At 65.5% G+C, this 25,153-nt stretch carries 27 protein-coding genes; 14 read left to right on the top strand and 13 right to left on the bottom strand.

Translation table 11 applies throughout. The features are described from left to right. Positions 1-233: 233 nt before the first annotated feature. A complete protein-coding gene (locus CYD53_RS03410; protein WP_103716748.1) occupies positions 234-791 on the top strand; it encodes a PRC-barrel domain-containing protein in 558 nt (185 codons plus the stop codon). Positions 792-898: 107 nt separating this feature from the next. Here the strand turns inward: CYD53_RS03410 and CYD53_RS03405 are convergent, their stop codons facing one another. Beyond that, positions 899-2,389: an NAD(P)H-hydrate dehydratase gene (locus CYD53_RS03405; protein ID WP_103716747.1), complete on the bottom strand. Its 1,491-nt coding sequence runs from the start codon at positions 2,387-2,389 to the stop codon at positions 899-901. Positions 2,390-2,727: 338 nt separating this feature from the next. On the opposite strand from CYD53_RS03405, the gene CYD53_RS03400 reads away from it, so the two are divergent. From CYD53_RS03400 to CYD53_RS03375, 6 genes are all read left to right on the top strand, one after another. Next, on the top strand, positions 2,728-3,066 hold the full coding sequence (locus CYD53_RS03400; RefSeq protein WP_066620066.1) for a P-II family nitrogen regulator: 339 nt from the start codon (positions 2,728-2,730) through the stop codon (positions 3,064-3,066). Between the two features lie 97 nt (positions 3,067-3,163). Then, positions 3,164-4,573 carry a type I glutamate--ammonia ligase gene (glnA, locus tag CYD53_RS03395; RefSeq protein ID WP_092165467.1) on the top strand — a complete coding sequence of 470 codons (1,410 nt, stop codon included), beginning with the start codon at positions 3,164-3,166 and terminating at the stop codon, positions 4,571-4,573. 185 nt (positions 4,574-4,758) lie between these two features. After that, positions 4,759-5,253: a winged helix-turn-helix transcriptional regulator gene (locus CYD53_RS03390; protein WP_103716746.1), complete on the top strand. Its 495-nt coding sequence runs from the start codon at positions 4,759-4,761 to the stop codon at positions 5,251-5,253. Further along, complete coding sequence (locus CYD53_RS03385) at positions 5,250-6,638, top strand: MATE family efflux transporter (RefSeq protein WP_103716745.1); 1,389 nt, start codon at positions 5,250-5,252, stop codon at positions 6,636-6,638. Before CYD53_RS03390 ends, CYD53_RS03385 begins: the two co-directional genes overlap by 4 nt. A 92-nt stretch (positions 6,639-6,730) precedes the next feature. Beyond that, positions 6,731-6,919, top strand: a complete 189-nt coding sequence (locus tag CYD53_RS03380; RefSeq protein WP_146055807.1) for a hypothetical protein — start codon at positions 6,731-6,733, stop codon at positions 6,917-6,919. A 33-nt stretch (positions 6,920-6,952) separates the two neighbouring features. Next, positions 6,953-7,882: an FkbM family methyltransferase gene (locus tag CYD53_RS03375; protein WP_103716743.1), complete on the top strand. Its 930-nt coding sequence runs from the start codon at positions 6,953-6,955 to the stop codon at positions 7,880-7,882. 27 nt (positions 7,883-7,909) lie between these two features. On the opposite strand, the gene CYD53_RS03370 is transcribed toward CYD53_RS03375, so the two are convergent. Together CYD53_RS03370 and CYD53_RS29830 are read right to left on the bottom strand one after the other, a co-directional pair. After that, entirely contained in the window at positions 7,910-9,142 is a 1,233-nt protein-coding gene (locus CYD53_RS03370) for a glycosyltransferase family 4 protein (protein ID WP_181011699.1), read from the bottom strand. A gap of 169 nt (positions 9,143-9,311) precedes the next feature. Next, on the bottom strand, positions 9,312-9,512 hold the full coding sequence (locus CYD53_RS29830; RefSeq protein WP_146055806.1) for a hypothetical protein: 201 nt from the start codon (positions 9,510-9,512) through the stop codon (positions 9,312-9,314). 293 nt (positions 9,513-9,805) lie between these two features. Between CYD53_RS29830 and parE the strand changes: the two genes are divergently transcribed. The 3 genes from parE (at position 9,806) to CYD53_RS03355 (ending at position 13,407) form a co-directional block, all read left to right on the top strand. After that, positions 9,806-11,896 carry a DNA topoisomerase IV subunit B gene (gene parE, locus CYD53_RS03365; RefSeq protein WP_103717085.1) on the top strand — a complete coding sequence of 697 codons (2,091 nt, stop codon included), beginning with the start codon at positions 9,806-9,808 and terminating at the stop codon, positions 11,894-11,896. A 195-nt stretch (positions 11,897-12,091) separates the two neighbouring features. After that, positions 12,092-13,030 (top strand): LysR family transcriptional regulator, encoded by a 939-nt coding sequence (locus tag CYD53_RS03360; RefSeq protein WP_103716741.1) that lies wholly within the window; start codon positions 12,092-12,094, stop codon positions 13,028-13,030. A 116-nt stretch (positions 13,031-13,146) separates the two neighbouring features. Beyond that, positions 13,147-13,407: a hypothetical protein gene (locus CYD53_RS03355; protein WP_103716740.1), complete on the top strand. Its 261-nt coding sequence runs from the start codon at positions 13,147-13,149 to the stop codon at positions 13,405-13,407. A 106-nt stretch (positions 13,408-13,513) separates the two neighbouring features. Here CYD53_RS03355 and CYD53_RS03350 read toward each other — a convergent pair whose 3' ends face one another. After that, the gene (locus tag CYD53_RS03350; protein WP_103716739.1) at positions 13,514-14,224 is read right to left on the bottom strand and encodes an alpha/beta fold hydrolase; all 711 of its coding nucleotides are present in this window, start codon (positions 14,222-14,224) and stop codon (positions 13,514-13,516) included. A gap of 213 nt (positions 14,225-14,437) precedes the next feature. Here CYD53_RS03350 and CYD53_RS03345 point away from each other — a divergent pair, with 213 nt between their 5' ends. Both CYD53_RS03345 and CYD53_RS03340 read left to right on the top strand, forming a co-directional pair. Continuing rightward, entirely contained in the window at positions 14,438-16,003 is a 1,566-nt protein-coding gene (locus CYD53_RS03345; protein WP_103716738.1) for a DEAD/DEAH box helicase, read from the top strand. Between the two features lie 178 nt (positions 16,004-16,181). Then, entirely contained in the window at positions 16,182-17,258 is a 1,077-nt protein-coding gene (locus CYD53_RS03340; RefSeq protein ID WP_103716737.1) for a GGDEF domain-containing protein, read from the top strand. On the opposite strand, the gene CYD53_RS03335 is transcribed toward CYD53_RS03340, so the two are convergent. Further along, positions 17,218-17,577: a TfoX/Sxy family protein gene (locus tag CYD53_RS03335; protein WP_103716736.1), complete on the bottom strand. Its 360-nt coding sequence runs from the start codon at positions 17,575-17,577 to the stop codon at positions 17,218-17,220. The two genes, CYD53_RS03340 and CYD53_RS03335, sit on opposite strands and share 41 nt — an antisense overlap. A gap of 10 nt (positions 17,578-17,587) precedes the next feature. Next, on the bottom strand, positions 17,588-17,983 hold the full coding sequence (locus CYD53_RS03330; RefSeq protein WP_181011698.1) for a HesB/IscA family protein: 396 nt from the start codon (positions 17,981-17,983) through the stop codon (positions 17,588-17,590). Positions 17,984-18,166: 183 nt separating this feature from the next. Between CYD53_RS03330 and CYD53_RS03325 the strand changes: the two genes are divergently transcribed. Next, entirely contained in the window at positions 18,167-19,240 is a 1,074-nt protein-coding gene (locus tag CYD53_RS03325; RefSeq protein ID WP_181011697.1) for a malate/lactate/ureidoglycolate dehydrogenase, read from the top strand. A 19-nt stretch (positions 19,241-19,259) separates the two neighbouring features. Beyond that, positions 19,260-19,634, top strand: coding sequence for an MmcQ/YjbR family DNA-binding protein (locus tag CYD53_RS03320; RefSeq protein WP_103716734.1), 375 nt, complete (start codon positions 19,260-19,262; stop codon positions 19,632-19,634). Positions 19,635-19,833: 199 nt separating this feature from the next. Here CYD53_RS03320 and CYD53_RS03315 read toward each other — a convergent pair whose 3' ends face one another. From CYD53_RS03315 to sufC, 7 genes are all read right to left on the bottom strand, one after another. Then, entirely contained in the window at positions 19,834-20,721 is an 888-nt protein-coding gene (locus tag CYD53_RS03315) for a PhzF family phenazine biosynthesis protein (RefSeq protein ID WP_103716733.1), read from the bottom strand. A gap of 89 nt (positions 20,722-20,810) precedes the next feature. Then, positions 20,811-21,146 (bottom strand): hypothetical protein, encoded by a 336-nt coding sequence (locus tag CYD53_RS03310; protein ID WP_146055805.1) that lies wholly within the window; start codon positions 21,144-21,146, stop codon positions 20,811-20,813. Between the two features lie 43 nt (positions 21,147-21,189). Next, positions 21,190-21,528 (bottom strand): SUF system Fe-S cluster assembly protein, encoded by a 339-nt coding sequence (locus CYD53_RS03305; RefSeq protein WP_425428263.1) that lies wholly within the window; start codon positions 21,526-21,528, stop codon positions 21,190-21,192. 70 nt (positions 21,529-21,598) lie between these two features. Then, a complete protein-coding gene (locus tag CYD53_RS03300; protein WP_103716730.1) occupies positions 21,599-22,837 on the bottom strand; it encodes a cysteine desulfurase in 1,239 nt (412 codons plus the stop codon). 1 nt (position 22,838) lies between these two features. Continuing rightward, positions 22,839-23,042, bottom strand: a complete 204-nt coding sequence (locus tag CYD53_RS03295; protein ID WP_103716729.1) for a tautomerase family protein — start codon at positions 23,040-23,042, stop codon at positions 22,839-22,841. Beyond that, positions 23,042-24,391, bottom strand: coding sequence for a SufB/SufD family protein (locus CYD53_RS03290; RefSeq protein ID WP_103716728.1), 1,350 nt, complete (start codon positions 24,389-24,391; stop codon positions 23,042-23,044). Before CYD53_RS03290 ends, CYD53_RS03295 begins: the two co-directional genes overlap by 1 nt. Next, positions 24,391-25,143, bottom strand: a complete 753-nt coding sequence (gene sufC / locus CYD53_RS03285) for a Fe-S cluster assembly ATPase SufC (RefSeq protein ID WP_103716727.1) — start codon at positions 25,141-25,143, stop codon at positions 24,391-24,393. Before sufC ends, CYD53_RS03290 begins: the two co-directional genes overlap by 1 nt. Positions 25,144-25,153 lie beyond the last annotated feature (10 nt).

The raw sequence follows: 25,153 nt of genomic DNA, 5'->3' as shown, positions 1-25,153 counted from the left end.
TGCCGATGGCATAGCTTCTCCTGGCGGTCTGAGATTGAGGCAAAATATTGGCTCTTGAGACGTGACCTCATGTGTTTGCGCTCGCGCCATGTGTCGCGCTGCGAGCGCTCGATGCGTTCAGAACGGCAGATGAGTCAGGAAAACGCTTTTTAACCGACCGGGCCATGAACAAATGCGCTGACCGTGCGTTTGTCCTGCATACCGCTACTTGCGGTTACTGACAGGAGGCTCATATGTTCAAGCGTCGTATCGCTCTGACGTCCATCGGTTTCGCCATGCTCGCGGCGACCGCCATCGCGCAGACCAGCGCTCCGAGCCCGAACGCGCCGTCGCCGTCCACCTCCGCGCCGGCTCCGTCCGCCGGCAGCACCAAGGCGCCGGAGCAGAATCTCGCCGGCCAGGGGAAGTGGCGCGCCTCGAAATTGATCGGCGTGAATATCTACGGCCCCGACGACAAGAAGGTCGGCGGCGTGACAGAGCTGCTGTTCGACAAGACCGGCAAGGTCGAAATGATCACTGTCGGCGTCGGCGGTTTCCTCGGCATCGGCGCCAAGGATGTCGCCATTCCCTTCGAGCAGGTGAGTTGGAGCGACCAGCCCTTGGCCGCCGCAACGCCTGCTCCGTCGCCAAGTGGCGGCGCAGGCAGCGGCTCCGGCGGAGTGGCGGGAGGCGGCATTGCTTCGACACCGCCGGCCGCCAAGGCTCCGGCGATGTATCCTGATCACGGCAAGATCAACCTGACCAAGGATCAGCTCCAGGCCGCGCCAGCCGTTTCCTATGCCGGCACCTGATCGAACTTCGAAACTGATCGGCGCCGCGTTCGATCAGGGCTGATGATCGGGAGATAATTGAGCAGGCCCGCCTTCCTCGGAAGGCGGGCCTGAAGGTTGGCACGCCTTCAGGCGTCATCATCTGCCAAGGCGGGGGTGACGAGAGGCGGGATCGCTTCCGGCAGATCGTCGGCGATCAGGCCCGGACCGAGCGCTTCGCCAGCCTTGCCGTGCAGCCAGACTGCAGCGCAACCCGCCTCGAAGGCCGGCATGCCCTGCGCCAGCAATCCGGCGATGAGGCCGCCCAGTACATCGCCCGCCCCTGCCGTCGCCAGCGCCCAGGATCCTGTCGCGTTGATCGCCGCCCTGCCATCGGGGTCGGCAATCACGGTATCGGCCCCCTTCAGCACGACGACCGCTCCCGAGGCGGCTGCGGCCAGCCTCGCCCGTTCCAGCTTCGACGCCTGCGTGACGATCCGCTCGTCATTGCCAAACAAGCGCGCGAATTCGCCTTCATGAGGCGTCAGCACGCAGGGCTTAGGCCGGCGGCGGAGCCATCCCGGCCGTGAGGCGAGCAGCGTCAACGCATCCGCATCGAACACTGCCGGAGTGCCGGCGCGCAGCACAGCCATCACCGCAGATCTCGCCTCGGCATCGAGCCCCAGGGCCGGTCCGATCAGGACGGCGCCAAGACGCCCGTCATCAAGCAAGTCCCGAAGAGCGGCCTCGGATGGAATCGGCCTCTGCATCAAGGCGTCGGGCCCGCGGGCCGCATGGGCGGCCAGGGCCTCGGGACGACAAGCCACGGTGACGAGGCCCGCACCGATGCGAAGCGCCGCCCTTGCGCCGAGCCGCGGCGCGCCGACCCCGGACAATCCGCCAGCCACGACGAGAACGGCGCCGCGGCGGTATTTATGCGTATCGCGCCGATGTCTCGGCCAGAGTTCGCGCCACAAGGCAGGGCCATTGCGGAACATGGCAGGCTTCAACCCGCCCGCACCGAAGACGGTCTCCGGCGTCAGGCCGATCTGGGCAAGCGTGACGACCCCGCAGAGCCCACGCCCGGGCTCGAGCAGATGGCCGGGTTTCAGTCGAAAAAAGGTCACGGTCTCGTCTGCCTGTACGACCGCGCCCTCGGGCCGGCCGCTATCGCCCGGCAACCCGCTCGGCACATCGACCGCGATCACCGGCCTGTCCGCCGCATTGACCGCTGCGACGAGCCCCGCAACGTCGCCGGCCAGGGGCCGGTTGAGGCCCGCGCCATAAAGCGCGTCGACGATCAAGGCGTGATCCTGCGGTACGATGGCCGTGATCGGCGCCATTGACCCGGTCCACCGTGCAGCCATGGCGGCGGCATCGCCCGTCAGAGCGGAGCGCTCGCCGGCCAGTGCTACGGTGACGTCAAAGCCGCGCTCGCGTAGCAAGCGCGCCGCGACGAAACCGTCGCCGCCATTGTTTCCCGGGCCGCAGAGAACGAGCACGCCGTCGCCGGGGCGAGCGCGGCGACTGACCGCGTCGGCGACGGCGCGCCCTGCCCGCTCCATCAGCGTGAGCCCCGGCGTGCCGGCCGCGATCGTCGCGCGATCGGCCGCTGCCATATCGGCCACGCCCAGCAGCATCAGCTCGGTTTTGTCAGCTCTCTTCACGCAGGTATCATCCAGAAGCCGCTCATGTCCGGCAAGTACGGAGTGGCGTCAAGGTAATTGCCCTTAAAATAGTCAAATGACTAATTTATGTGCTATTTTTTGCCCTATCATCAGGCGCCGGGAGGCTTTCTTCCACGTGGCGGGGGGCATACGCCGATGCTATGAGCAAGAAGAGCGGGTGTTTCGCTCGCCTGACGAGACGGTGGGGTCGTGATTGACGGAGCCCTCGATGTTTTCGGCGGCGAGCAGGCGGTTCGCAAGCCTGGAGGGAAGTCCAGGTCTCATCACGCGCGAGGGAGGCCGGTCGGCGCATGAAGAAGATCGAGGCGATCATCAAGCCGTTCAAATTGGACGAGGTGAAGGAGGCGCTTCAGGAGGTCGGCCTGCAGGGCATCACCGTTTTGGAGGCCAAGGGCTTCGGGCGCCAGAAGGGCCATACCGAGCTCTATCGCGGCGCCGAATACGTCGTCGATTTTCTGCCCAAGGTGAAGATCGAGATCGTACTCGCCGACGAGATGGTCGAGGCCGCCATCGAGGCCATCAAGAAGGCGGCCCAGACGGGCCGCATTGGTGATGGCAAGATTTTTGTATCGACGGTGGAGGGGGCGATCCGCATCCGCACCGGAGAAACCGGCGCGGACGCGATCTAAGGGCTTCAATCCCGACCCGAAGGTTCTGCGTCCCGGTGGTTTGGACACACCGCGGATCAGTCAATGTTGAGAAACTGCTTTCAAGAGGAATGCTGAGATGAAGAGCGCCAAGGATGTCCTCAAGGCGATCAAGGACAACGACGTCAAGTATGTCGACTTCCGCTTCACCGACCCGCGCGGCAAGTGGCAGCATGTGACGTTCGACGTCACGATGATCGATGAGGACATCTTCGCCGAGGGCACGATGTTCGACGGGTCCTCGATCGCCGGCTGGAAGGCCATCAACGAGTCCGACATGCTGCTGATGCCGGATCCGACGACGGCCGTCATGGACCCGTTCTTCTCCGCAGCGACCATGGTCATCACCTGCGACGTGCTCGAGCCCGCCACCGGCGAGCCCTATAACCGCGACCCGCGCGGCATCGCCAAGAAGGCCGAGGCCTATCTGAAGTCGACCGGCATCGGCGACACCATCTATGTCGGTCCCGAGGCCGAGTTCTTCGTCTTCGACGACGTCAAGATCTCCGCCGACCCGTACAACACCGGCTTCAAGCTCGACAACGTCGAACTGCCGATCAACGGCATGACCGACTATGAAGGCGGCAATCTCGGCCACCGCATCGCCACCAAGGGCGGCTACTTCCCCGTCCCGCCGCAGGATTCGGCGCAGGACATGCGCGGCGAGATGCTGGCGGCCATGGCGGCCATGGGCGCCAAGGTCGAGAAGCACCACCACGAGGTCGCCTCGGCCCAGCACGAACTCGGCCTGAAGTTCGACACCCTGACCCACATGGCCGACACCATGCAGGTCTACAAGTACGCGATCCATAACGTCGCCCAGAGCTACGGCAAGACCGCGACCTTCATGCCGAAGCCGATCTATGGCGACAACGGCTCGGGCATGCACGTCCACCAGTCGATCTGGAAGGGTGGCAAGCCCGTCATGGCCGGCAACAAGTACGCCGACCTGTCGCAGGAGTGCCTCTGGTACATTGGCGGCATCATCAAGCACGCCAAGGCGCTGAACGCCTTCACCAACCCCTCGACCAACTCCTACAAGCGCCTCGTCCCGGGCTATGAGGCCCCGGTTCTGCTCGCCTATTCCGCGCGCAACCGTTCGGCCTCCTGCCGTATTCCGTGGACGACCTCGCCCAAGGCCAAGCGCGTCGAGGTCCGCTTCCCCGATCCGATGGCGAACCCCTATCTCGCGTTCGCCGCGATGCTGATGGCCGGTCTCGACGGCATCATCAACAAGATCGATCCGGGCCCGGCGATGGACAAGGACCTCTACGACCTGCCGCCGCGCGAGTTGAAGAAGATCCCGACCGTCTGCGGTTCGCTGCGTGAAGCACTCGACTCGCTCAAGAAGGACAACGCCTTCCTCAAGGCCGGCGGCGTCTTCAACGACGACTTCATCGAGAGCTATATCGAACTCAAGATGCAGGATGTGGCGCGCTTCGAGATGACGCCGCACCCGGTCGAGTTCGCGATGTACTACTCCTACTGAGCCTTCGGGCTCAGGCGGAATCACGCTTCCTCCCGACCGCGCGTCTCGCGGTCCACCTGCGAAACCGGGGCAGAAATGCCCCGGTTTTTTTTGTGCTCGGCGCAAGGGTGCCACTTGAAACTTGCATGATGAAAGTCGAGGCAAGCTGGCTATCATCATGCAAGTCATAGAACAGGAATCGACTGATGCGACGCAAGGATTTCGGCGCGATGAGCTGTCCGGTCGCGCGCAGCCTGGAGCGTGTCGGGGAATGGTGGAGCATCCTGATCCTGAGGGACGCCTTCGCCGGCATCACGCGCTTCGACGGCTTCCAGGCCAGCCTAGGCATCGCGCCGAACATGCTGACGCGACGGCTCAACGGCCTCATCGAAAGCGGCCTGCTGGAAAAGCGCCCCTATAGCGACCGTCCGACGCGCTTCGACTATCTGCTGACCGAGCGAGGACGTGACTTCCGCCCGGTGCTGCAGGCGCTGCTGACCTGGGGCAACCGTCATTTCGCACCGGAAGGTGCGAGCGTCATCATCCTGAACGGTGAAACCGGGGCTGTGGCCGAGCCCATCCTGATTGATCGCATCAGCGGCCGGCCGCTCTCGGACCCGGTCTTCCGCCATGCGCCTGGCCCTGCCGCGACGACAGCGATCAAGCGGCGCTATGCTGCTGCCGCGGAGTCGGGCGCATGAGCGCGGTTCCCGCCCCGACGACCGCCATGGCGCCGGCCCATAGCGCGCGCACCCTGCGCCTGCTCCAGGATCCGATCCTGCCGATGCTGCTGCACATGGCCTGGCCCAATATCCTGATCATGCTGGCGCAATCGGCAACGGGGCTGATCGAGACCTGGTGGATCTCGCGGCTCGGGACCGACGCGCTCGCCGGCATGGCGCTGGTCTTTCCTCCGGTCATGCTGATGCAGATGATCTCCGCCGGCGCGATGGGGGGCGGTATCTCGTCCGCCGTGGCGCGCGCGCTCGGCGCCGGCCGCCGCAGCGAGGCCGACGCCATCGTCCTGCATGCGATCCTGATCAATCTCGCGCTCGGCCTGTTCTTCTCGGTCGTGATGCTCGCCTTCGGCCGGCCGATCTACCAGGCGCTCGGGGGCAAGGGGGGCGAACTCGAGGCGGCGCTGGCCTATTCCGATGTGGTCTTTGCCGGCACCGCCCTCCTCTGGATCATGAATGGGCTAGCCAGCGTCATTCGTGGCACCGGCAACATGCTGGTTCCGGCGCTGGTGATCTGCGTCGGCGTCGCGCTGCTGGTGCCTCTCTCGCCACTGCTGATCTTTGGCTGGGGGCCGTTTCCCGCGCTCGGTATCGCCGGCGGCGGGGCTGCGCTGGTGCTGTTCTATCTCGGCGGCGCGGTTGTGCTGGGCTGGCATATCCTGTCCGGTCGCAATGTCGTGCGCTTCGCCTGGATTCGTCTGCGCTGGGCGATCTTCGCCGACATCCTGCGCATCGGCGCCGTCGGCTCCATCACCTCGCTGTTCACAAACCTCACCATCGCGCTGTCGACCGCGATGGTCGCGGCCCATGCCGGCGTCGATGCGGTGGCAGGCTTTGGCACCGGGGCGCGGCTGGAGTATCTCCTGATCCCGCTCGTCTTCGGCCTCGGCGCGCCGCTGGTCGCACTCGTGGGCACCAATATCGGCGCCGGCCAGCCCGAGCGGGCGATGCGGGTCGCGATGATCGGAGGGGGCATCGCCTTCGCCATGACCGAAGCGATCGGGCTGGCGGCGGCGCTCTGGCCTGCCGCCTGGCTAGGCCTGTTCACGGCCGCTCCGGGCGCGATCGAGACGGGCAGCCAGTATCTGCGCTATGTCGGCCCGACCTACGGCTTCTTCGGCTTGGGTCTTGCTCTCTATTTCGCATCGCAGGGCGCGGGCCGGTTGCTATGGCCCGTGACGGCGGGCTTCGTGCGTTTCGCCATCGCGCTCGGCGGCGGCTGGCTCGTGCTGCGCCTGAGCGGCTCGCTTCAGGCGCTGTTTGCCGCGTTGGGCCTGGCGCTCATGGTCTACGGCACGATGCTGTTGGCCGCGGTTCGGTCGGGAGCCTGGTTCCGCAAAACGCACTGAGTTCGGGCTGCGGTCTCCCATGCGCCGTGTCCTCCGATGAGGTTGCGATAAACTGGGCCGGTGCGCTCGACACGCTCAAGAAGCGCAACGCCTTGATCAAGGCCGGCGGCACCTTCAACGACGACTTCATCGAGAGCGATATCGAGTTCACGATGCAGCATGTGGCGCGTTTCGAGATGACGCCGCACCGGTATTTTTGCGCTTGGCGCCAATACGTGGCCGGGCTGCGATATTTCATTTTCGACGATCGCCTTTACCTTGCCGAAAAGCTCTTGCGGTAGGGACCGGGCGCCAGGCCCCAGATAAAGCTCGCCATGACCGACATTGCCGTTGACCGCACAACCGGCCGCTTGATTGATGTCGGATGGCGCGAACGCGCGCTCATCGGCGCGCTCGACAGCTATGGCGCGCTATCGCGTCCGCTCATGCAACGCGGCCTCTACAAGGCCTGCCGCCTCGTGGGCTCTGCTGTCTGGACCGATCGAACGGCGCGCATCCGCTTGGGGCAGGACGCCGAGGTGCGTTTCCCTGCCCGCGATCCCTACTGGAACCGGATGTTGCTGCGATCCTATGACCACGAGCCTGAAATGGCCCGCTTCCTCCGGCTTCTGGCCCATATCGACTACAGCTTCGTCGATTGCGGAGCGAATATCGGCTATTGGTCCGTCTTCGTCGCCGCGCCCTCATGTGGCGGTGGCAAGCCCGTCCTCGCGGTAGAAGCGTCGGCCACGACCTTCGCCATGCTCGTTGCCAATGCCGAGCCTCATCTCGACAAAATCAAACTCTTCCATCGCGCCATTCTCGACCGCTCGGACATCGCGGTCTCGCTGAGCGACGCCGCTCATGAGGCGCGCGGCATTGCCGCCGCAGGCCAGGACTCGAGCGGCGAGATCGTTTCTTCCATCACCATCGATGAATTGCTCGAACGGGAGGGCTGGTCCGGGCGCCGTTTGGTCGTGAAGCTTGACGTCGAAGGGGTCGAGCGGGAGGCCCTTACGGGCATGGAATGCGCCCTCGCCCAGGATGCATTGGTGATCTACGAGGATCACGGCTCCGACCCCACGCATGCACTGACGCGCCATATTATCGAGGAGCGCGGCCTTCTCGTGCATCTCCTGTGCGACGACGCCATCGTCGCCATCACGCAGGCGGAGGAGCTTGATGCCTATAAGCGCGATCGGACGAAGGGCTATAACCTGATTGCGCTCAGGCGGAAGGAAAGTTGGCCGGAAGCTTTCGTTTGACGCCATTCCGGCAAGGCATGCTCTACCTCAGGCCGAGGCGGTCAGTGGCGGCGCGCCCATGATGGCGCCGCGATAGGCCTCGATCGTGCGCGCCACATGGCGCTCCGTCGTCAGTGGGTCGGCCCAGTAGCGACTATAGGCAGTCTGCCCCATCGCTGCCGCTACGGCCTTGTCCTTCATTCGGTCGAGCGCCGTCGCCAGCCCTGCGACATCGCCACCATCGACCAACAGCCCATCCTCGCCGTCGACAATCCAGCTCGCCGGGCCGGTGGTGCGCGCCAGCACGACCGGCACGCCGAGCGAGCGCGCCTCGGCGATCACCAGAGGCCCCGGCTCGTACCAGAGCGAAGGCAACACGAGGCAGCGCGCCTGGGCGATCTCGTCGAACACGCGCTCGGCTGGAACCCAGCCGCGAATCTCGGCGTGAGGATTGATCCGCGCGATCTCCTCCGCCAGCGGCCCCTCGCCGACGAAACGCACCGGCATGACGGCGATCAGTGCCGCACGCGCCAGTATGTCGCCAGCCTTCTCCTGCGTGAAACGCCCCAGAAACAACGCATGCCGGTTGCTCGCAACGTCCGCCGGCGGGCGCTTTTCGGCTTCCATCATGTTTTCGACCACGGCATGGCGCGCGGTCTTGGGAAGGAACGGCTCGGCGAAGCGCCGGGCGAAATCGCTGACATGGATGAAGAGCGGCGCCTTGAGGCTGCGCATCGCCTCGTCCGAGCGCCATTGCCGGGCGACGCGCACCAGCTTGTGGACGTAAGAGGCGCGGTCGCAATTGCTGGCGATGCAGCTGACCGACATCGGCTCGCGCGTGCAGGGCGCGCCGGCCCTGAAGTCGAAATAGCCGCCGACGGGGCAGAATGAAAAATAGTCGTGCATGGTGATCGCGACCGGCAGCCCGCTCTCGCCTGCCGCCGCAATCGCGGCCGGGCTGAAGGCTTTGGTCCATTGATGCAGATGCACCAGCGTCCCTGCCGGCTGGCGCGACAAAAGCGCGCTCAGAAAGGCATGGGCCGGTGCATTCCAGATGCCCTGGCGCGCGGCGGCAAGCTTGCTGCCGACCTTCCAGATCTCTTCGCCCCGGAACATCTCGACCTGGATGCGCGGATGATCGAGGCGGTCGGAAACGGGGCCGATGGCGCAGGCGAAGACAATCTCGACGCCGGCCTCGGCCAACCCCCGCGCGCTCTCGATCGCGACCTTGGCTGCGCCGCCATTGACCGAGCCGAAATCGCTGATGATCACGCTGCGCATGCCGACACCTCCGCGATCTTCGCCCTTCGCCTGTTCGAGCGAAGCGGGCCCGCCGGCGCGACGACGTGTCGAAGCGAAACGCAAGGACGCTTCCAGAAACCCAGGGATCGGAGAGCACCCTACAGGGCGAAAGGTTGATATTTCGTCGGAGGACGCCGGGCGCGCCGTCTCAGCGCAGGATGAGGGCCGCGAAACCGGCGACCGCCGCGAGCGCGGCAAGCAGCCAGACAACATGCGAGGTCTGCGGCGCCTGGGAGGCGAATCTGGGAAGCGGGCCGAGATCCTCGTGGCCGAAAGCCTCGCCGGCCATGCGGGCCGCCCGTTCGAGACCCGCGACTCTGATGTTCGGCACAGACTGACGCAACGTCACGATAACCTCCTATAACCGGGGCCGTGTCGCCTTGCGGCGATCCATATGGCCCCGGGAGCCATTTGATGATCCTCGCTCCAGCGTGGTTAACGCGGGCTGAACAGCTCCGGTTGCGGACTGATTTGCCGAGTCTCGTGACGTATGCGTGACACGCTGTCCACAGCGCCACGCTGCATGATGCGCCCTGTCGCATTTTTCCTCAAACCATTTGCGCCTATAGGCGGTGTCGCAGCGCGGTTTGCTTGCGCCTGCGCTATCATTCGCAGTTGCGAATCAGGGAATCGACCAAGGCCATGACGGAGAACGGCGATCTTTTCGGTGGGGATGGTGACCGGCAGCCCCCGGCGCAGCCACGGCCGGAGCCGCGCGCCGTGGCGTCCGCGCCCACCCATACCGCAAAGCCCTCTCCCGCCTCGGCGCCGCCACGCAACGGCACCTTGTCCGAAGCCGGCTATGACGCCTCGGCGATCGAGGTGCTCGAAGGGCTGGAGCCCGTACGGCGCCGCCCCGGCATGTATATCGGCGGCACGGATGAGCGCGCCCTGCACCACCTCTTCGCCGAGGTGATCGACAACGCCATGGACGAAGCCGTGGCGGGACACGCCAGCTTCATCGATGTCGAGGTGCTGGAGGACGGCTCGATCGCCGTGACCGACAACGGCCGCGGCATTCCTGTCGACCCGCATCCGAAATTCCCGGGCAAATCGGCGCTCGAAGTCATCATGACGACGCTGCACGCCGGCGGAAAGTTCGACTCCAAGGCCTATGAGACCTCCGGCGGCCTGCACGGCGTCGGCGTCTCCGTGGTCAATGCGCTGTCCGACCGGCTCGAGGTCGAGGTCGCGCGCGGCAAGATGCTCTACCGCCAGCACTTCTCGCGCGGCTTGCCGCAGGGGCCGCTGGAGACGGTCGGCGCGGTCGCCAATCGGCGCGGCACGCGCGTGCGCTTCCACCCCGATGCGCAGATATTTGGCGAGGGCGCGCATTTCGTACCCGCGCGCCTGTTCCGCATGGCCCGCTCGAAGGCCTATCTGTTCGGCGGCGTCGAGATCCGCTGGCGCTGCGCGCCCTCGCTGCTGCAGCCGGAAGGCGATGTCGCCGCGGAAGCCGTCTTTCGTTTCCCCGGCGGCTTGCGCGACTATCTCGGCCGCGAGATCGAGGGCAAGGACCTCGTCGCCGAGCCGATCTTCTCGGGCAAGATCACCAAAGATGGCGGCCATGGTTCGCTCGAATGGGCGATCGCCTGGCTCGCAACCGGCGAGGACGGCTTCTCCTCCTCCTATTGCAACACGATTCCGACGCCGGAGGGCGGCACGCATGAGCAGGGCCTGCGGGTCGCGTTGCTGCGCGGCCTGCGCGACCATGCCGAGCGCCTCGGCCAGTCCAAGCGCATGGCCCAGGTCACCTCCGACGATGTGATGGCGACCTGCGCCGCCATGCTTTCGGTCTTCATTCGCGAGCCGGAATTCCAGGGCCAGACCAAGGACAAGCTGGCGACGCTGGAGGCCGCCCGTATCGTCGAGAACGCGGTGCGCGACGCCTTCGACCATTGGCTCGCTGCCGCGCCGCAGCAGGCCTTGCGCCTGCTCGACTGGTCGGTCGACCGCGCCGAGGAGCGCCTTCGCCGCCGCCTCGAAAAGGAAGTCTCGCGTAAGACCGCAACCCGCAAGCTGCGCCTGCCCGGCAAGCTTGCGGATTGTTCGAGCGCGGGCGCCGCGGGCTCGGAACTCTTCATCGTCGAGGGCGATTCCGCCGGCGGCTCGGCCAAGCAGGCGCGCAACCGCGCGACGCAGGCCATTCTGCCGTTGCGAGGCAAGATCCTGAACGTCGCCAATGCCACGCGCGACAAGCTCAACGCCAACCAGCAGCTCGCCGATCTGATCCTGGCTCTGGGCTGCGGCATCGGCCTGCAGTTCCGCGAGGACGACCTGCGCTATGAGAAGGTCATCGTGATGACGGACGCCGACGTCGACGGCGCCCATATCGCCTCACTGCTGGTGACCTTCTTCTGGCGGCAGATGCCGCGCCTGATCGAGAAAGGCCATCTCTACCTCGCCGTGCCACCGCTTTACCGGCTCCAGCATGGCGGCAAGTCGGTCTATGCCCGCAACGATGCCCATAAGGACGAGCTGATCGACAGCGTCTTCAAGGGCAAGAAGCCGGAGATCAGCCGCTTCAAGGGCCTGGGTGAAATGATGCCGGCCCAGCTCAAGGAAACCACCATGGACCCGGCCAAGCGCATCCTGCTCAAGGTCATGGTCGAGCACGAGGCCCGCGACGAGACCTCGGAAACAGTCGAGCGCTTGATGGGCAACAAGCCGGAAGCCCGCTTCATCTTCATCCAGGAGCGCGCGGCCTTTGCCGGTGAGCTGATCGACCTGTGAGGCGTCTGGCCTGGCAAGCGTGGCCAGGCCATTGGCACCCTGTCGTTTTTGGAGGCCTGCCCATCACGGCTACAGGGCTGCCAAGACGGCTCCGAGCCGGCACCTTGCCGGCATGTCGAACAAGCCCTTCCGCGATCCCCGTCACGTCTTCGCGAGCCATGTCGCTCGCTCCCCGCAAGCCTGGCCGGTGACCGCATGGGGCAGCCTCCTCCCTCTCAAGCTCGACGCCACGGCGATCTGGTTTCCTCCGGCTGGGACGACATCGGAATCTTCCACACCATCGCCACGAGCGGGGCGCTGGCCGTGGCGGCGGCGCAACTTGGACTGAGCGAGGCTACGGTCGCCCGGAGGCTGAAGGCTTTCGAGGCAAGGCTCGGGCTGCAGCTGTTTCGGCGCGCCGCCAATCGCCTGATCCTCACCGAACTCGGTCAGGCCCTGGCGCAGGATGCAAGCGAGGTCGCTGCCGCCACTGAGCGTTTCGCCAGTCGGGCGCGGGCCGCCCGCGCCTCGGATAGCGCGCCGGTGAGGGTCACTGCCACGACCTCGATCAGCCTGTTCCTGACTATGCATGCGACGACGATTTCCGCCGCCGCCGGAGGGGTCGAGATCGTCATCATCAGCACCCGCGACAAGCTCGACCTCGCGCGGGGCGAGGCCGACATCGCGTTGCGCATGAGCAAGGTGCCGGAACAGCCAGGCTATTTCGCCCAGAAAATCGGGCGGCTTGTGCAGGCGCTCTATGTCCGGCGGGACATCGACCCTGCGACGGCGCCGATCATCTCGGTCAGCCGGGACGTGTCGTCGCGGATCGAAGAGCATATCCTGGAATGGGCTGCGGGCCGCCCCGTTGCGGCGCGCGTCGGCGATTCAGCCGCGCGCTACGAAAGCGTCCGTTCAGCCGGCGCGGTCTCCATGGTGCCTTGTTTCATGGGCGATGCCGATGAGACTCTCATCCGGCTGCAGCCGCCGCCGGACAAGACGGCAGACGAGATATTCCTGGTCTCGCATGACGTCTCGCGGCAGCGGCCCGCCGTTCTTGCCGTGCTCGGCGCTTTGCGGGAGTTGTTTCGCAACAACCGCGCCAGACTCAATGGCCAGCCCGCCCCGGAGCTCGACACCGCGCGACTTCCATAACGGTTTCATAAATTGCGCCGGATCGCGGCAATGGTTTGCTAACCGTCTTTTTACCGCTGCTGGCGCAAGGTCATGGCCAGGGGTGCCTTGGCGCTCGAATGGGCGGAGCAGGCCAGATGCGGCTGATCGAACTCTTCTGGAAGAACGAACGCGGCACAATGGTCGCCGACGTCGCCAAGGCCGCCGCTGCGATCGGATTCCTGTCGGTCGTCGCAGTGAATTTCGTCTCGAACCAGACCGCCAAGCTCGACACTGAACGCCTGACGCAGGTCGCCTCCGCCGCCTCGAAAGGCAAGCCGGTCGATCCGATGATCACGGGTTCGCTTCAAAAGTCGGCGAACCAGACCCGACTCGACCCCTGCGTGGTCCCGCGCTGAGATTTGAGAGCGATTTCCGATCTGGTTGGATCCTTCAATTGCTCCTGGATCTTTGTTTGACGCGTTGTCTTCACGCGATCCGGCATCCACTTGGCCCGAAAACTCTTTAGCTGAGCCAGGCCAGCAACTCATCGGTCACGATATCCGGCGCCTCAAGCGTCGAAAGGTGACCACAGCCCGGCACGACCACCAGCCTGGCATTGGCGCCGATCCCGGCCGCGATCTCCTGCGCCTCGCTCGGCGGCGTGATCAGATCTTCCGCGCCGACCAGCGCAAGCGTCGGTACGTCAATTGCCGCCAGCCCGGGCCGCGAGTCGGGCCGTGTCATGATCGCGCGCTGCTGCCGGATAAAGCCTTCCGCACCGGCCTGGTCCGCCATCCGCCTGACAAGCAACCGCAAGGGCTCGTCGACAAGGCGCGCCGGCGCGACCAGCCGCTGCCAGAGCAAGGTCGTGACATTGTCGAAGGCCCCCTTCTGCGCCAGAGCGATCATCTGTTCGCGCGGTGTGTTCGTCTCCGGCGTGGCCGGCTTGGCGCTGGTGTCGAGAAGCGCCAAGCGCATGACGCGCCCCGGCGCCTGCCGCATCACTTCGAAGGCGATATACCCGCCCATCGACAGCCCGCAGAGCGCGAAGCGCGGCGGGGCCGCAGCGAGCAGCCGTCGCGCGATGGCGTCCAAGGTTTCGTCCTGCGCATGATCGGCGACGAGGATCGGCCTGCCGCCGGCTGCCAGAGCCGGCCATTGCGGCGCATAGAGGGAGGCGTCGCAGCTCAGCCCCGGGATCAGGACAAGCGGTTCCGGCGTGGCGTCGATCATGTCCGTATTGGCCTCGTTGCTAGTTCAAAGCGCGATATCGCCCTAAAGCCGTGTCGCATTTATGGACATCGCTCTCTAGTTTATTGACTTCGCCGCGCTTTTTCTGCATTGCACGGAAGTCCGAAGGCGCGCTGGAAAGAGATGTCGCGCCACCGTCGCGGTTGATAGGTCATCCCGCCTCGAGTAACCGACCCTGAAGAAGCGCAACATTCGATGTCATTTGCCGAACTCGGCCTGAGTGAAAAGGTTCTGACCGCGGTCACGACTGCAGGCTACACCACGCCGACGCCGATCCAAGCCCAGGCCATCCCCCACGTTCTCGCCCGCCGCGACGTTCTCGGCATCGCCCAGACCGGCACGGGCAAGACGGCAGCCTTCACCCTGCCGATGCTGACCATTCTGGAAAACGGTCGCGCCCGAGCCCGGATGCCGCGCACTCTGATCCTGGAGCCGACGCGCGAGCTCGCCGCGCAGGTCGAGGAGAACTTCTCCCGCTACGGCGTCAACCAGAAGCTCTCCGTCGCGTTGCTGATCGGCGGCGTCTCTTTTGGGGACCAGGATGCCAAGATCACCCGCGGCGTCGACGTGCTGATCGCGACGCCCGGCCGCCTGCTCGACCATGTCGAGCGCGGCAAGCTGCTGCTCACCGGCGTCGAGCTCCTCGTCATCGACGAGGCCGACCGCATGCTCGACATGGGCTTCATCCCCGATATCGAGCGGGTTTGTAAGCTGGTTCCCTTCACGCGGCAGACGCTGTTCTTCACCGCGACGATGCCGCCAGAGATCACGCGCATCAGCGAACAGTTCCTGCACAATCCGGTGCGCATCGAGGCCTCGCGCCCCGCAACCGCGGCCACCACGATTACGCAACGCCTGATCGCCTCGAACGGACAGGATTTCGAGAAGCGCGAGACGTTGCGCAAGCTGATCAAGGAGGCCAGGGACCTGCAGAACGCGATCGTGTTCTGCAACCGCAAGCGCGATGTAGCAACGCTGCATAAATCCTTGCAGAAGCATGGTTTTCCCGCCGTCTCGCTTCATGGCGACATGGACCAGTACGCTCGCATGGCGGCGCTGGAATCCTTCCGCACCGGCGAGAATCCGATCCTGGTCGCCAGCGACGTCGCCGCCCGCGGGCTCGATATCCCTGCGGTCAGCCATGTCTTCAATTACGACGTGCCGACCCATGCCGAGGATTACGTCCATCGCATTGGCCGCACCGGTCGCGCCGGCCGCGAAGGCGCCTCTTTCACCATCGTGACGCGCCATGACGAAAAGCTCGTGGCGGCAATCGAGAAGTTGATGGGCCAGCCGATCGCCTGGGAAGGCGGCGGCGTCGATACGTTGCCGCCCGGCGCTCCACGCGAGGAGCGCCATGGCGGTCGTGGCGGACGTGGCGAGGATCGCCGCCCGGCGCGCGGCGGTGGCCGTGGTCGCCCCGAGCGCGGCCCCCGCGCCGAGCCCGAGACGACGCCGCGCCCGATCCGGGTGGAACGCCCAGCCTCCGACGAGGAGGCCGCGCCGCGCCGCCGTCGCCCCGAGGCCGACGGGCCGACGAAGACCAAGATCCGTGGCGAGAGCCCCGCCGCTCAGGCCGCCAAGCCCGAGCGGGTGCCGGAATCGCGTTCAGCCAAGCCGGAGCGCGGCCCCGAGCCTCGCGCCGCCAGGCCTGAGCGCGCTGCCGAGCCGCGTCGGCGCGACGATGACGACGGCCCGAAGGTCAAGGGGCTCGGCGATCATGTGCCGGCCTTCCTGATGCGTCCCGTCAAGGTCGGTTGAATCCAAAGATCTGACCTTAGGTCATAACCTCGCATTAACTCAGAGGCGTCATGTTTCCTGAATGGCTGCTGCCAGCGCAGCGGCCATGAACGGGCGCATGCCGCCGTTGTGACGGACAGGATGTCCCGCTTCGATGTGCAATCGAAGCTGTCATGGTCGAAAACCATGAGCCGGCTTCATGTCCGGGCTATTGGCAATGAGCGACCACGCGCAGATTTCGGCTCAATCCTGTGATCTGGCCGATCAGGTCGTCGCGGCTATGCGCGATCACGGTTCCCCGGGCTATCCGCGCGCTTTCGAGGTCTGGTACGCCCATCTCAGCGGCGAGATGCCGGCCGTGAGCATGGCGATGAACGCGATCCTCGCCAGCAGCGAGGGCAAGGTCGGCGTCGCCGACATCGACAATCTCTATGATCGCTTCATCGGCAATGACCGGCTCGCCAAACAGGCAGAGCGCACCAGCCTCCAGGTCCTGGGGGAGATCGACGGGCTGATGTCGCTGGTCGACAAGACGCTCCTGTCCAGCGAGCGCTATCATGGCCGCCTCTCCGCCATGTCCGAGGACGTGCCGCCAGCGGCGGACCGGCAGAGGCTGCGCGAATGGGTCGAGGCGCTCGTGCTGTCGACGCGCGAAGAGGTCACCCGCAAGACCCAGCTCGAAGCCCAACTCCGCAACAGCTCCAACGAGATCCGCAATCTCCGCGAGGCGCTCGAGATGACCCGCGCAGAGGCTCTGACCGATCCGCTGACCGGCCTCGCCAACCGCCGCCATTTCGAGGAAATGCTGCAGAAATCGATCGATCAGGCGACATTGCGCCGCGAGCCCTTCGCGCTGGTCATGGCCGATATCGACTACTTCAAGAAGTTCAACGACGCCCATGGCCATCTCACCGGCGATCAGGTGCTGCGCCTCGTCGCCCGCACCATGAAGGACAAGTTCAAGGAAAAGGCGGTGATCACCCGTTTCGGCGGCGAGGAATTCGCGATCATCCTGCCGGAGTCCGATCTGGTCGCCGGCAAATTCGGCGCCGAGACCGTGCGCCAGGCCCTGCTGACACGCGAGTTGGTGAAGCGCTCGACCAACGAGAATCTCGGCCGCATCACCATCTCGCTCGGCGTTGCAGGCTATCGTCGCGGCGACACCGCCGGGTCTCTGGTCGACCGCGCCGACCAGGCCCTGATGCAGGCCAAGCGCGACGGCCGCAACCGCACCGTCACGGAAGAGGCGCTCGAAGCCTTGAGCCGCGTGGCTTGAGGCGGGAAGCCTTCTGCCGCGCCGCCTCGCGCGCGAGATTCGTCCAGATTCTCAACGTGTCGGGGTCATCCAGTGCGGCATCCGGCAGGCTCCAATAGCCGAGCGCACGCTCACGGCTGCGCGCTTCATAGGTAAAGGGCCGGCAGCCCGCGGCAACGAAGCGCTCCAGCGTCGCGGGCGAGGTCTTGAGATAGATGTCACCCTTGAAGACCAGGGCGAAGATCATCTCGCCGTCATAGATGCCGAGGCCGCCGAACAGCCTGCGCACCCGTACCGGCAGAATATCTGCAAAAAGCTCGCGGATGCCTTCGACATCCATCGCTGCGGGCTCAGTGCGCCGCGAGCGCGCTCTCGGCGCGCGGCTTGATCTCGACCGATTCGCCGCAGCCGCAGGCCGAGACCTGGTTCGGGTTGTTGAATACGAAGGTCGAGGAGAAGCGATCGGTCTTGAAATCGAGCTCGGTGCCGAGCAGGAACAGCACGGCCTTGGCGTCGACGATCACGGTCGCGTCCTTCTCGGAGACGACCTCGTCGCCCTTGGCCGTCTCGCGCGCCACCTCGAAGGTGTATTCCATGCCGGCGCAGCCGCCCTTCTTGACGCCGACCCGCAGGCCGAGCGCCGGAGCGTCGGGGTTATCGAGCGCCGATTGCGCCATGATCTCGCGGATGCGCGAGGCGGCCGCGTCGGTCAGGGAGACCACCTTCAGGCCCGGAATCGAAAACATTCGTCGTCCCTCCTCGATCGGGTTCAAGGCCCGATGAAGCAAGATTGCTGCCCACAACATAAGGATTGGTGAGCGCAACGTCGAGATGCCGGAGTGCACGGCCGCCCTTTCACTGCGCGCATTGCGTGAAGCGCCCGCTCATGCACTGTGGCCACCTCGACAATGGGACGAAGACGACAGACGATGACCTACCGCACGCACCGCCCCGAAGCGCTCCGCGCCCTTGTCCGCGACATGGTCACCAAGGCCGGCTGGACGGAGGCCGAGGCGCAGGAGACCGCCGACCATCTCGTCCTCGCCAATCTGAGCGGCCATGACAGCCATGGCGTCGGGATGATCCCGCTCTATTTCCAGTCGCTGGCCGACGGCAATCTGAAGCCGCAATCCAGGCCCCATGCCCGGCTCGATGCCGCTCCCTTCCTGATCGTCGATGCCCAGGTCGCGCTCGGCCAGCCCGCCGCCCGCAATGCGGTCGAGCAGGCCGGGGCAATGGCGATTGCCGGCGGCGTCGCCATCCTGAACCTGCTCGATTCCCACCATATCGGCCGCATCGGCCATTATGCCGAGATCGCCGCCGAGGCTGGATTGATCTCGCTGTTCTGGGTCAATGTCGCCGGCCGTGCGCCGATCGTCGCCCCCTTCGCTGCCAAGGAAGCGCGCTTCGGCACCAACCCGCACGCGATCGGCATTCCGGTGCCGGGGAGCGATCCGATCATCCTCGATTTCGCCACCAGCCGCATGGCCCATGGCAAGGCCCGCGTCGCGCTGAACAAGGGCGTCCAGGTGCCGCCGGGCTACATCATCGACGGCGAGGGCCGGCCGACCACCGACCCCAAGCACGTCTTCCAGCACGCCATCCCGGACTTGCCGCTGGGCGCGCTCCTGCCTTTCGGAGACCATAAGGGTGCAGGCCTCTCACTGATCGCGGAACTGCTCTCGGCCGGGCTGATGGGCGCCGCGCGCATCGATGAGAAGCCGCAGAAGAGCTGGATCATCAACTCGCTCTTCGGCGTGCTGATCGACCCCGCGCGGCTGGAGCCCGACGCTTCGCTGCGCAAGAGCCGGATCGAAAGCTACCTCGCCTTCGTGCGCGCCGCCAAACCGCAGGACGAGGCCAATCCCGTCCTCGCGCCAGGCGACAAGGAGCGTGCGACGCGGATCGAACGGGCCAAGGCCGGCATTCCGCTCGACGACGAGACCTGGTCGCAGATCGGTGCGGCGGCGAAGCGCTTCAGCATCGACGCCGAGAGCTATTGAACAGGGCAGCGCAACGACGATGACGCTCGCCGAATACGACGCCTTCTGCGCCACCCTCCCCGCCACGAGCCATGTCGTGCAATGGGGCGACGCCCATGTCTGGAAGGTCGGCGGCCAGGTCGGCGGCAAGGTCTTCGCCATCGCCAGGGAGAGCGCGGGCGAGACCTTCGCGGTGACCTTCAAATGCTCCTGGGCGAGCTACGACATCCTGAAGGAGCAGCCCGGCCTGCGGCCGGCCCCCTACCTCGCCTCGCGCGGCATGAGCTGGATCCAGCGTCAAACCGACGAGGGCATGCCCGATGAGGTCTTGTTGGACTATCTGCGCGAGAGCCACAGATTGATCGCCGCCAAGCTGAGCAAACGCGCCCGCGCGGAGCTCGGCCTCGAGGCTTGAATCGCGTAGAACTGCGCCCGAACGATGGACAGCCCTACGGCATCAGACCGACTACCGTATTCGGTCTGATGCCGTAGGGCTTTGATTCTGCGTCGGCTTCTCCAGAAAACCGGTTCCCACTTTTCGGGCCGATGCTCGAGCCCCTTGTTTTAAAGCGTTTTCTTCACGCGAACCGGTGTCCACTTCGCTCGAAAACGCTCTAAAGCAGCGCCTCGCCGCGCAGCACCGGCACGCAGGAGCCGCCGACCGTGGCGCGGATACCGTCGGGCGCACGCCAGGCCTTGAGCTTGAGCAGGCTCGGCCGCCCCATCTCGACGCCCTGCGTCAGCGTGAACTCCGCCATCTCGCCGCCCTGAAGGGATAGCAGGAGCGCGGCCGTGGTGGCGCTGGCGCTGCCGGTTGCGGGATCCTCCCAGGTATCGCTGAGCGGCGCGAACATCCGCGCCCGGATGGTGGCGCCGTCACGGGCATAGATGAACAGCGAGAGCCGGCCTTCCAGAGCGGGCGTCGCGTCACGCAGGTCCCGGAAGGCCGCGATATCCGGCTGCGCCTTCGACAAGGCGTCCGCCGCGACCTCGGCGAGGACGAAATGAACGCCGACCGAGGCGCGGACCGGGCGATGGTTGGCGACCACGATATCAGAGGGCTGGAGGCCGGCGCAGGCTGCGATGCCTTCGACCGGCAACTCGATCCCCGTGGAGAGAGGCTGGGGGGCAGCGATGGTGGCGCCTTGGACCTCGCCTTCTGCGTCGCCGGCGATCCTGACCTCGACCGGCCCGGCCAACTCTTCAAAGCGCAGCACGCCGTCGCGATCCCGCCCATGGCGGGCCAGGACGAAGGCGGTGCCGACATTGGGATGCCCGGCGAACGGCATCTCATGCTTGCGCGTGAAGATGCGCACGCGGGCGTCGTTGGCGGGGTCACTCGGCGGCAGGACGAAGGTCGTCTCGCTATAGTTCATCTCCGCCGCAAGCGACTGCATCTCGGCGTCCGAGAGACCGCGCGCATCGGTGAAGACGGCGAGCTGGTTTCCGCCGAAACGGGTCTCGGTGAAGACGTCGACGGTCTCATAGGCGTATTTGCGCATGGCTGGCTCCGGCGGGGGCAGGATCAGGCCCCAGCCTCAGATGCCATCGTTTCGCGGCTTGCAGAAATGAACAAAGCGAATGCGATCGATCAGAGCAGGAAATGGAGCCCAAAACCGAGAATGACGAAGCCGGTTGCAACGATCCGCGCCACGAAAAGCGGCTTCAACCGGAAGGCTTGCTCCGCCTGCAAGCCGGCGCGCTCCGCGCGGGACATGCGCTCGCGCGCCTCGAACTGCGCGGCAAGCGTCGTGGGATCGCTGCTGCCGGCACCGTCGCGCTCCAGCTCCATCCGCACCGCGATGAAGCCGATGACCAGGCCCAGAACGCCAAGCCCAAAGAAGCCGACAAGCCGCAAGGCGCTATAGGTCACGCCCAGCAGCAGCGCCGCCAGGATCGGAAAAGCGACATAATCCCACTTCGTCATGCGCATGATGCCATGATGCATGCGCAGCGGGAGAGCGTCCAGATCACCACATATCGAGGGCTACTCTCGCTTCGTCGGACATGCGCGACTGGTCCCAGGGCGGATCGAAGGTCATGTTGACGGTCACGCCCGAGACGCCCGGCACGGTGCTGACAGCATTCTCGACCCAGCCCGGCATCTCGCCGGCGACGGGGCAGCCCGGCGCGGTCAGTGTCATGTCGATCGCGACCTGGCGATCATCGGCGATGTCGACGCGATAGATCAGGCCGAGCTCGTAGATGTCGGACGGGATTTCGGGATCGTAGACAGTCTTCAGCGCGGCGATGATGTCGTCGGTGAGCCGATCGATCTCCTCGGGCGGCAGGCTGGAGCTCGCGCCCATGGTCGGCGCATTCGGCTTCAGTTCCTCGGCGGTATCGGTCATCGCTAATTCCAGTTCAGGCGAGCGGCCGTCACGCAAACAGCGTCTCGGCCTTCCGCAGGGCTTCGACCAGCTTATCCACTTCCTCGAGCGTGTTGTAGAGCCCGAATGAAGCACGACAGGTCGATGTCACTCCATATCGGGCCAGAAGCGGCATGGCGCAATGGGTGCCGGCCCGAACCGCGACACCGGACCGGTCGATCACGGTCGCGACGTCATGGGCATGGGCGCCCTTCATCTCGAAGGCGACGATCGCGCCCTTCTGCCGGGCCTTGCCGAAGATGCGGATCGAGTTCATCTCGCCGAGCCGCTTCATGGCGTAGTCGTTGAGGCTTGCCTCATGCGCTGCGATGTTCTCGCGGCCGAGAGCCATCATGTAGTCGAGCGCCGCGCCCAGCCCGACCGCCTCGATGATCGCCGGCGTGCCGGATTCGAAGCGGTGCGGCGGATCATTATAGGTGATCGCGTCCTCGCTGACGGTGACGATCATCTCGCCGCCGCCTTCATAGGGCGGCAGCTTCTCCAGCCACTCACGCTTGCCCCAGAGCACGCCGGAGCCGGTCGGCCCGTAGGTCTTGTGCCCGGTGAAGCAGTAGAAATCGCAGCCCAGCGCCTGCACATCGACAGGCAGATGCACAGCGCCCTGGCTGCCGTCGACGACCAGCGGGATCTTGTAGGCCCGGCAGATCGCCGCGACCTCCGCGATCGGAACGATCGTGCCGATCGCGTTCGAGATATGCGTCAGCGAGACCACTTTGGTCCGCGGCGTGATCAGCTTCTCGAACTCCTCGACGAGGAAATTGCCGTCCTCGTCGACCGGAGCCCATTTGATCACGGCGCCTTGCCGCTCGCGCCAATAGTGCCAGGGCACGATATTGGAATGGTGCTCCAGGATCGAGAGGATGATCTCGTCCCCCTCCTGGATCTTCAGGTAGCGCCCGAGCGAGGATGCGACCGTGTTCAGCGAGCCCGTCGAGGAGCGCGTGAAGACGATCTCCTCCAGATGCGCCGCGTTGAGGAAGCGCCGGACGCTCTCGCGGGCCGCCTCATAGGCTTCGGTCGAGGCGTTGGCGAGGTAGTGCAGGCCGCGATGGACATTGGCGTAGTCCTCGCGCATCAGCTTCGTCATCGCCTCGATCACGACCTCGGGCTTCTGCGCCGAGGCCGCATTGTCGAGATAGACTAATGGCTTGCCGTAGACGTCTCGCGACAGGATGGTGAAATCCTTGCGGACCGCCTCGACGTCGTAAGGTTTCGCCATCGCGTTCATGTCACGCCTTTCCCGGCTCGCGCGGCTTGTCGACAAGGGCGCCGGCATGGCCCCAATTCTCGCGCTCGATCTCCTGGATCACGATATGCGTATTCGCGGGGTTCTTGCCGAGCACGCGCACCAGCGTGTCGGTGAACGCCTTGACGATCTCCGCCTTCTGTTCTCGGGTCGCGCCCTTGGTGATCTGGAGATTGACATAGGGCATCAGACCGCGCTCACCACCGAGGAGGCCTCGCGCAGGGAAAGCCACGCTTCGATCTCGGCCATGACGAAGGCGCGCAGATCCTCATCAGCCACGAACTCGACCGCCTCGCCGGCGAAGGCCTGCAGCACCAGCGCTTCGGCCTGCGGCCGCGGCAGGCCGCGCGCCATCAGGTAGAAGAGCTGCTCGCCATCCATCTGCGCGACCGTCGCGCCATGGCCGCAGACCACGTCGTCGGCGAAGATTTCGAGCTCCGGCTTGTTGAACATCGAGGCGCCGTCGTTCAGCAGCAGCGTGTTGCTCTTCATGCCGCCATCGGTCTTCTGTGCATGGGGGCGCACGATGACCTTGCCCTGGAAAACGCCGGTGGCCTCGCCGCCGATGATGTTCTTGAACAGCTCGCGGCTGACGCCGTGAGGCACCGCATGGTCCATCACCAAAGTGACGTCGGAATGCTCGGCTCCGCCAAGCAGATTGACGCCCCGCAGGCCGATCTCGCTGTGTTCGCCGGCATATTTCACGAAATATTGCTGGCGCAGCGTGGCCGCCTTGCAGACCAGCGCAAAGCTCTCGAACCTGGCGTGAGCGCCGATCGTCGCAAGCAGGCTCTGGACCTGCACGGTCTCCGGAACCTGGCGCGTGACGAGGCGCAGATGCTGCACATCGCTCTCGTCGCCGGTCTCGAAAACGATCGCGCTGTTGATCTGGGAGGCCTTGGACCCAGCGCTTTCGCTGACCTCGATGATCGTCGCCTTGACACCCTTTGCCGCGAGCACGACCGAGCGGTGGAAGATCGCAATCTCATCCTCGCCCGAGGCCAGCGAGATGATGGCGATCGGCGCGGCAAGCTCCGTGCCCTCGGTGATCTCGACGAAGACGCCGTCGCGCATCAGCGCGGTATTGAGCATCAGTGCTGTGTCGCTGTCGGCGATGCTCGGCCCGGACAGGACGCGGGCCAGATCCTCGCGGGTCGAGACCAGCGCCTCGGTCAGCGGCTGAACGCTGACGCCTTCGGGCAGGCCTTCAAGTGTCGAGAGTTCGGGCGCGAAAGCGCCATCGACCAGCACGAGCCGGACGCCGTCGAATGGCAGCGCCGCGAGCCGGGCGGTGATCGCCGGCGTGACACTGGCAGCGGTCGCCAGGGGCTTCGCCTCGCGCAGCAGACCGCGCAGATCGGTATAGCGCCAGGATTCGAGCCGGCGATGCGGCAGGCCCTTGGCCTCGAAGCCGGCGAAGGCATCCTCGCGCAGCTTGCGCACGGGCAGCGTGCCGGGCAATTCAGCCTTCACATTGGCGAATTGCTGCGACAGGGCCTGCTCGGCCGCCGTCTTCAAGGGGGTGACGATGGCCATCACGCCGCCTCCGCATAGGCCGCATAGCCGCTCTTCTCGAGCTCCAACGCCAGTTCCTTGCCGCCGGTCTTCACGATGCGGCCCTTCGACATGACATGCACCGTGTCGGGCACGATATGGTCGAGCAGGCGCTGATAATGGGTGATGACGAGGAATCCGCGGCTCTTGTCACGGAGCGCATTCACGCCCTCGGCGACGATGCGCAGCGCGTCGATGTCGAGGCCGGAATCGGTCTCGTCGAGGATGCACATCGAGGGCGAGAGCAGCGCCATCTGCAGGATTTCCATGCGCTTCTTCTCGCCGCCGGAGAAACCGACATTGAGCGGCCGGCGCAGCATGGCCTTGTCGATGCTGAGCGCATCGGCCGCGCTGTTGACGCGCTTGATGAAGTCGGGCGTCAGCAACTCGGCCTCGCCGCGCGCCTTGCGCTGCGCGTTCATCGCAGCCTTCAGGAAGGTCATGGTGGCGACACCGGGGATCTCCAGCGGGTACTGGAAGGCGAGGAAGATGCCGGCGGCGGCGCGCGCATCGGCCTCCATCTCCAGCACGTTCTCGCCGTTCAGCAGGATTTCGCCGTCGAGGACCTCATAGTCCTCCTTGCCGGCGATGACATAGGAGAGCGTCGATTTGCCGGAGCCGTTGGGCCCCATGATCGCGGCGACCTCGCCGTCATTGACGGTGAGATCGAGGCCATTGATGATCTGCTTGTCTTCGTCAGCGATCTTGACGACGAGATTGCGAATTTCGAGCATTGTTTCGGTC

Origin of the sequence: Allobosea psychrotolerans (genome assembly GCF_002917105.1) — a bacterium.
Taxonomy (GTDB): Bacteria; Pseudomonadota; Alphaproteobacteria; order Rhizobiales; family Beijerinckiaceae; genus Allobosea; species Allobosea psychrotolerans.
The sequence above is the reverse complement of the archived record's forward strand: the minus strand, read 5'-3'. Positions and strand labels throughout refer to the sequence as shown.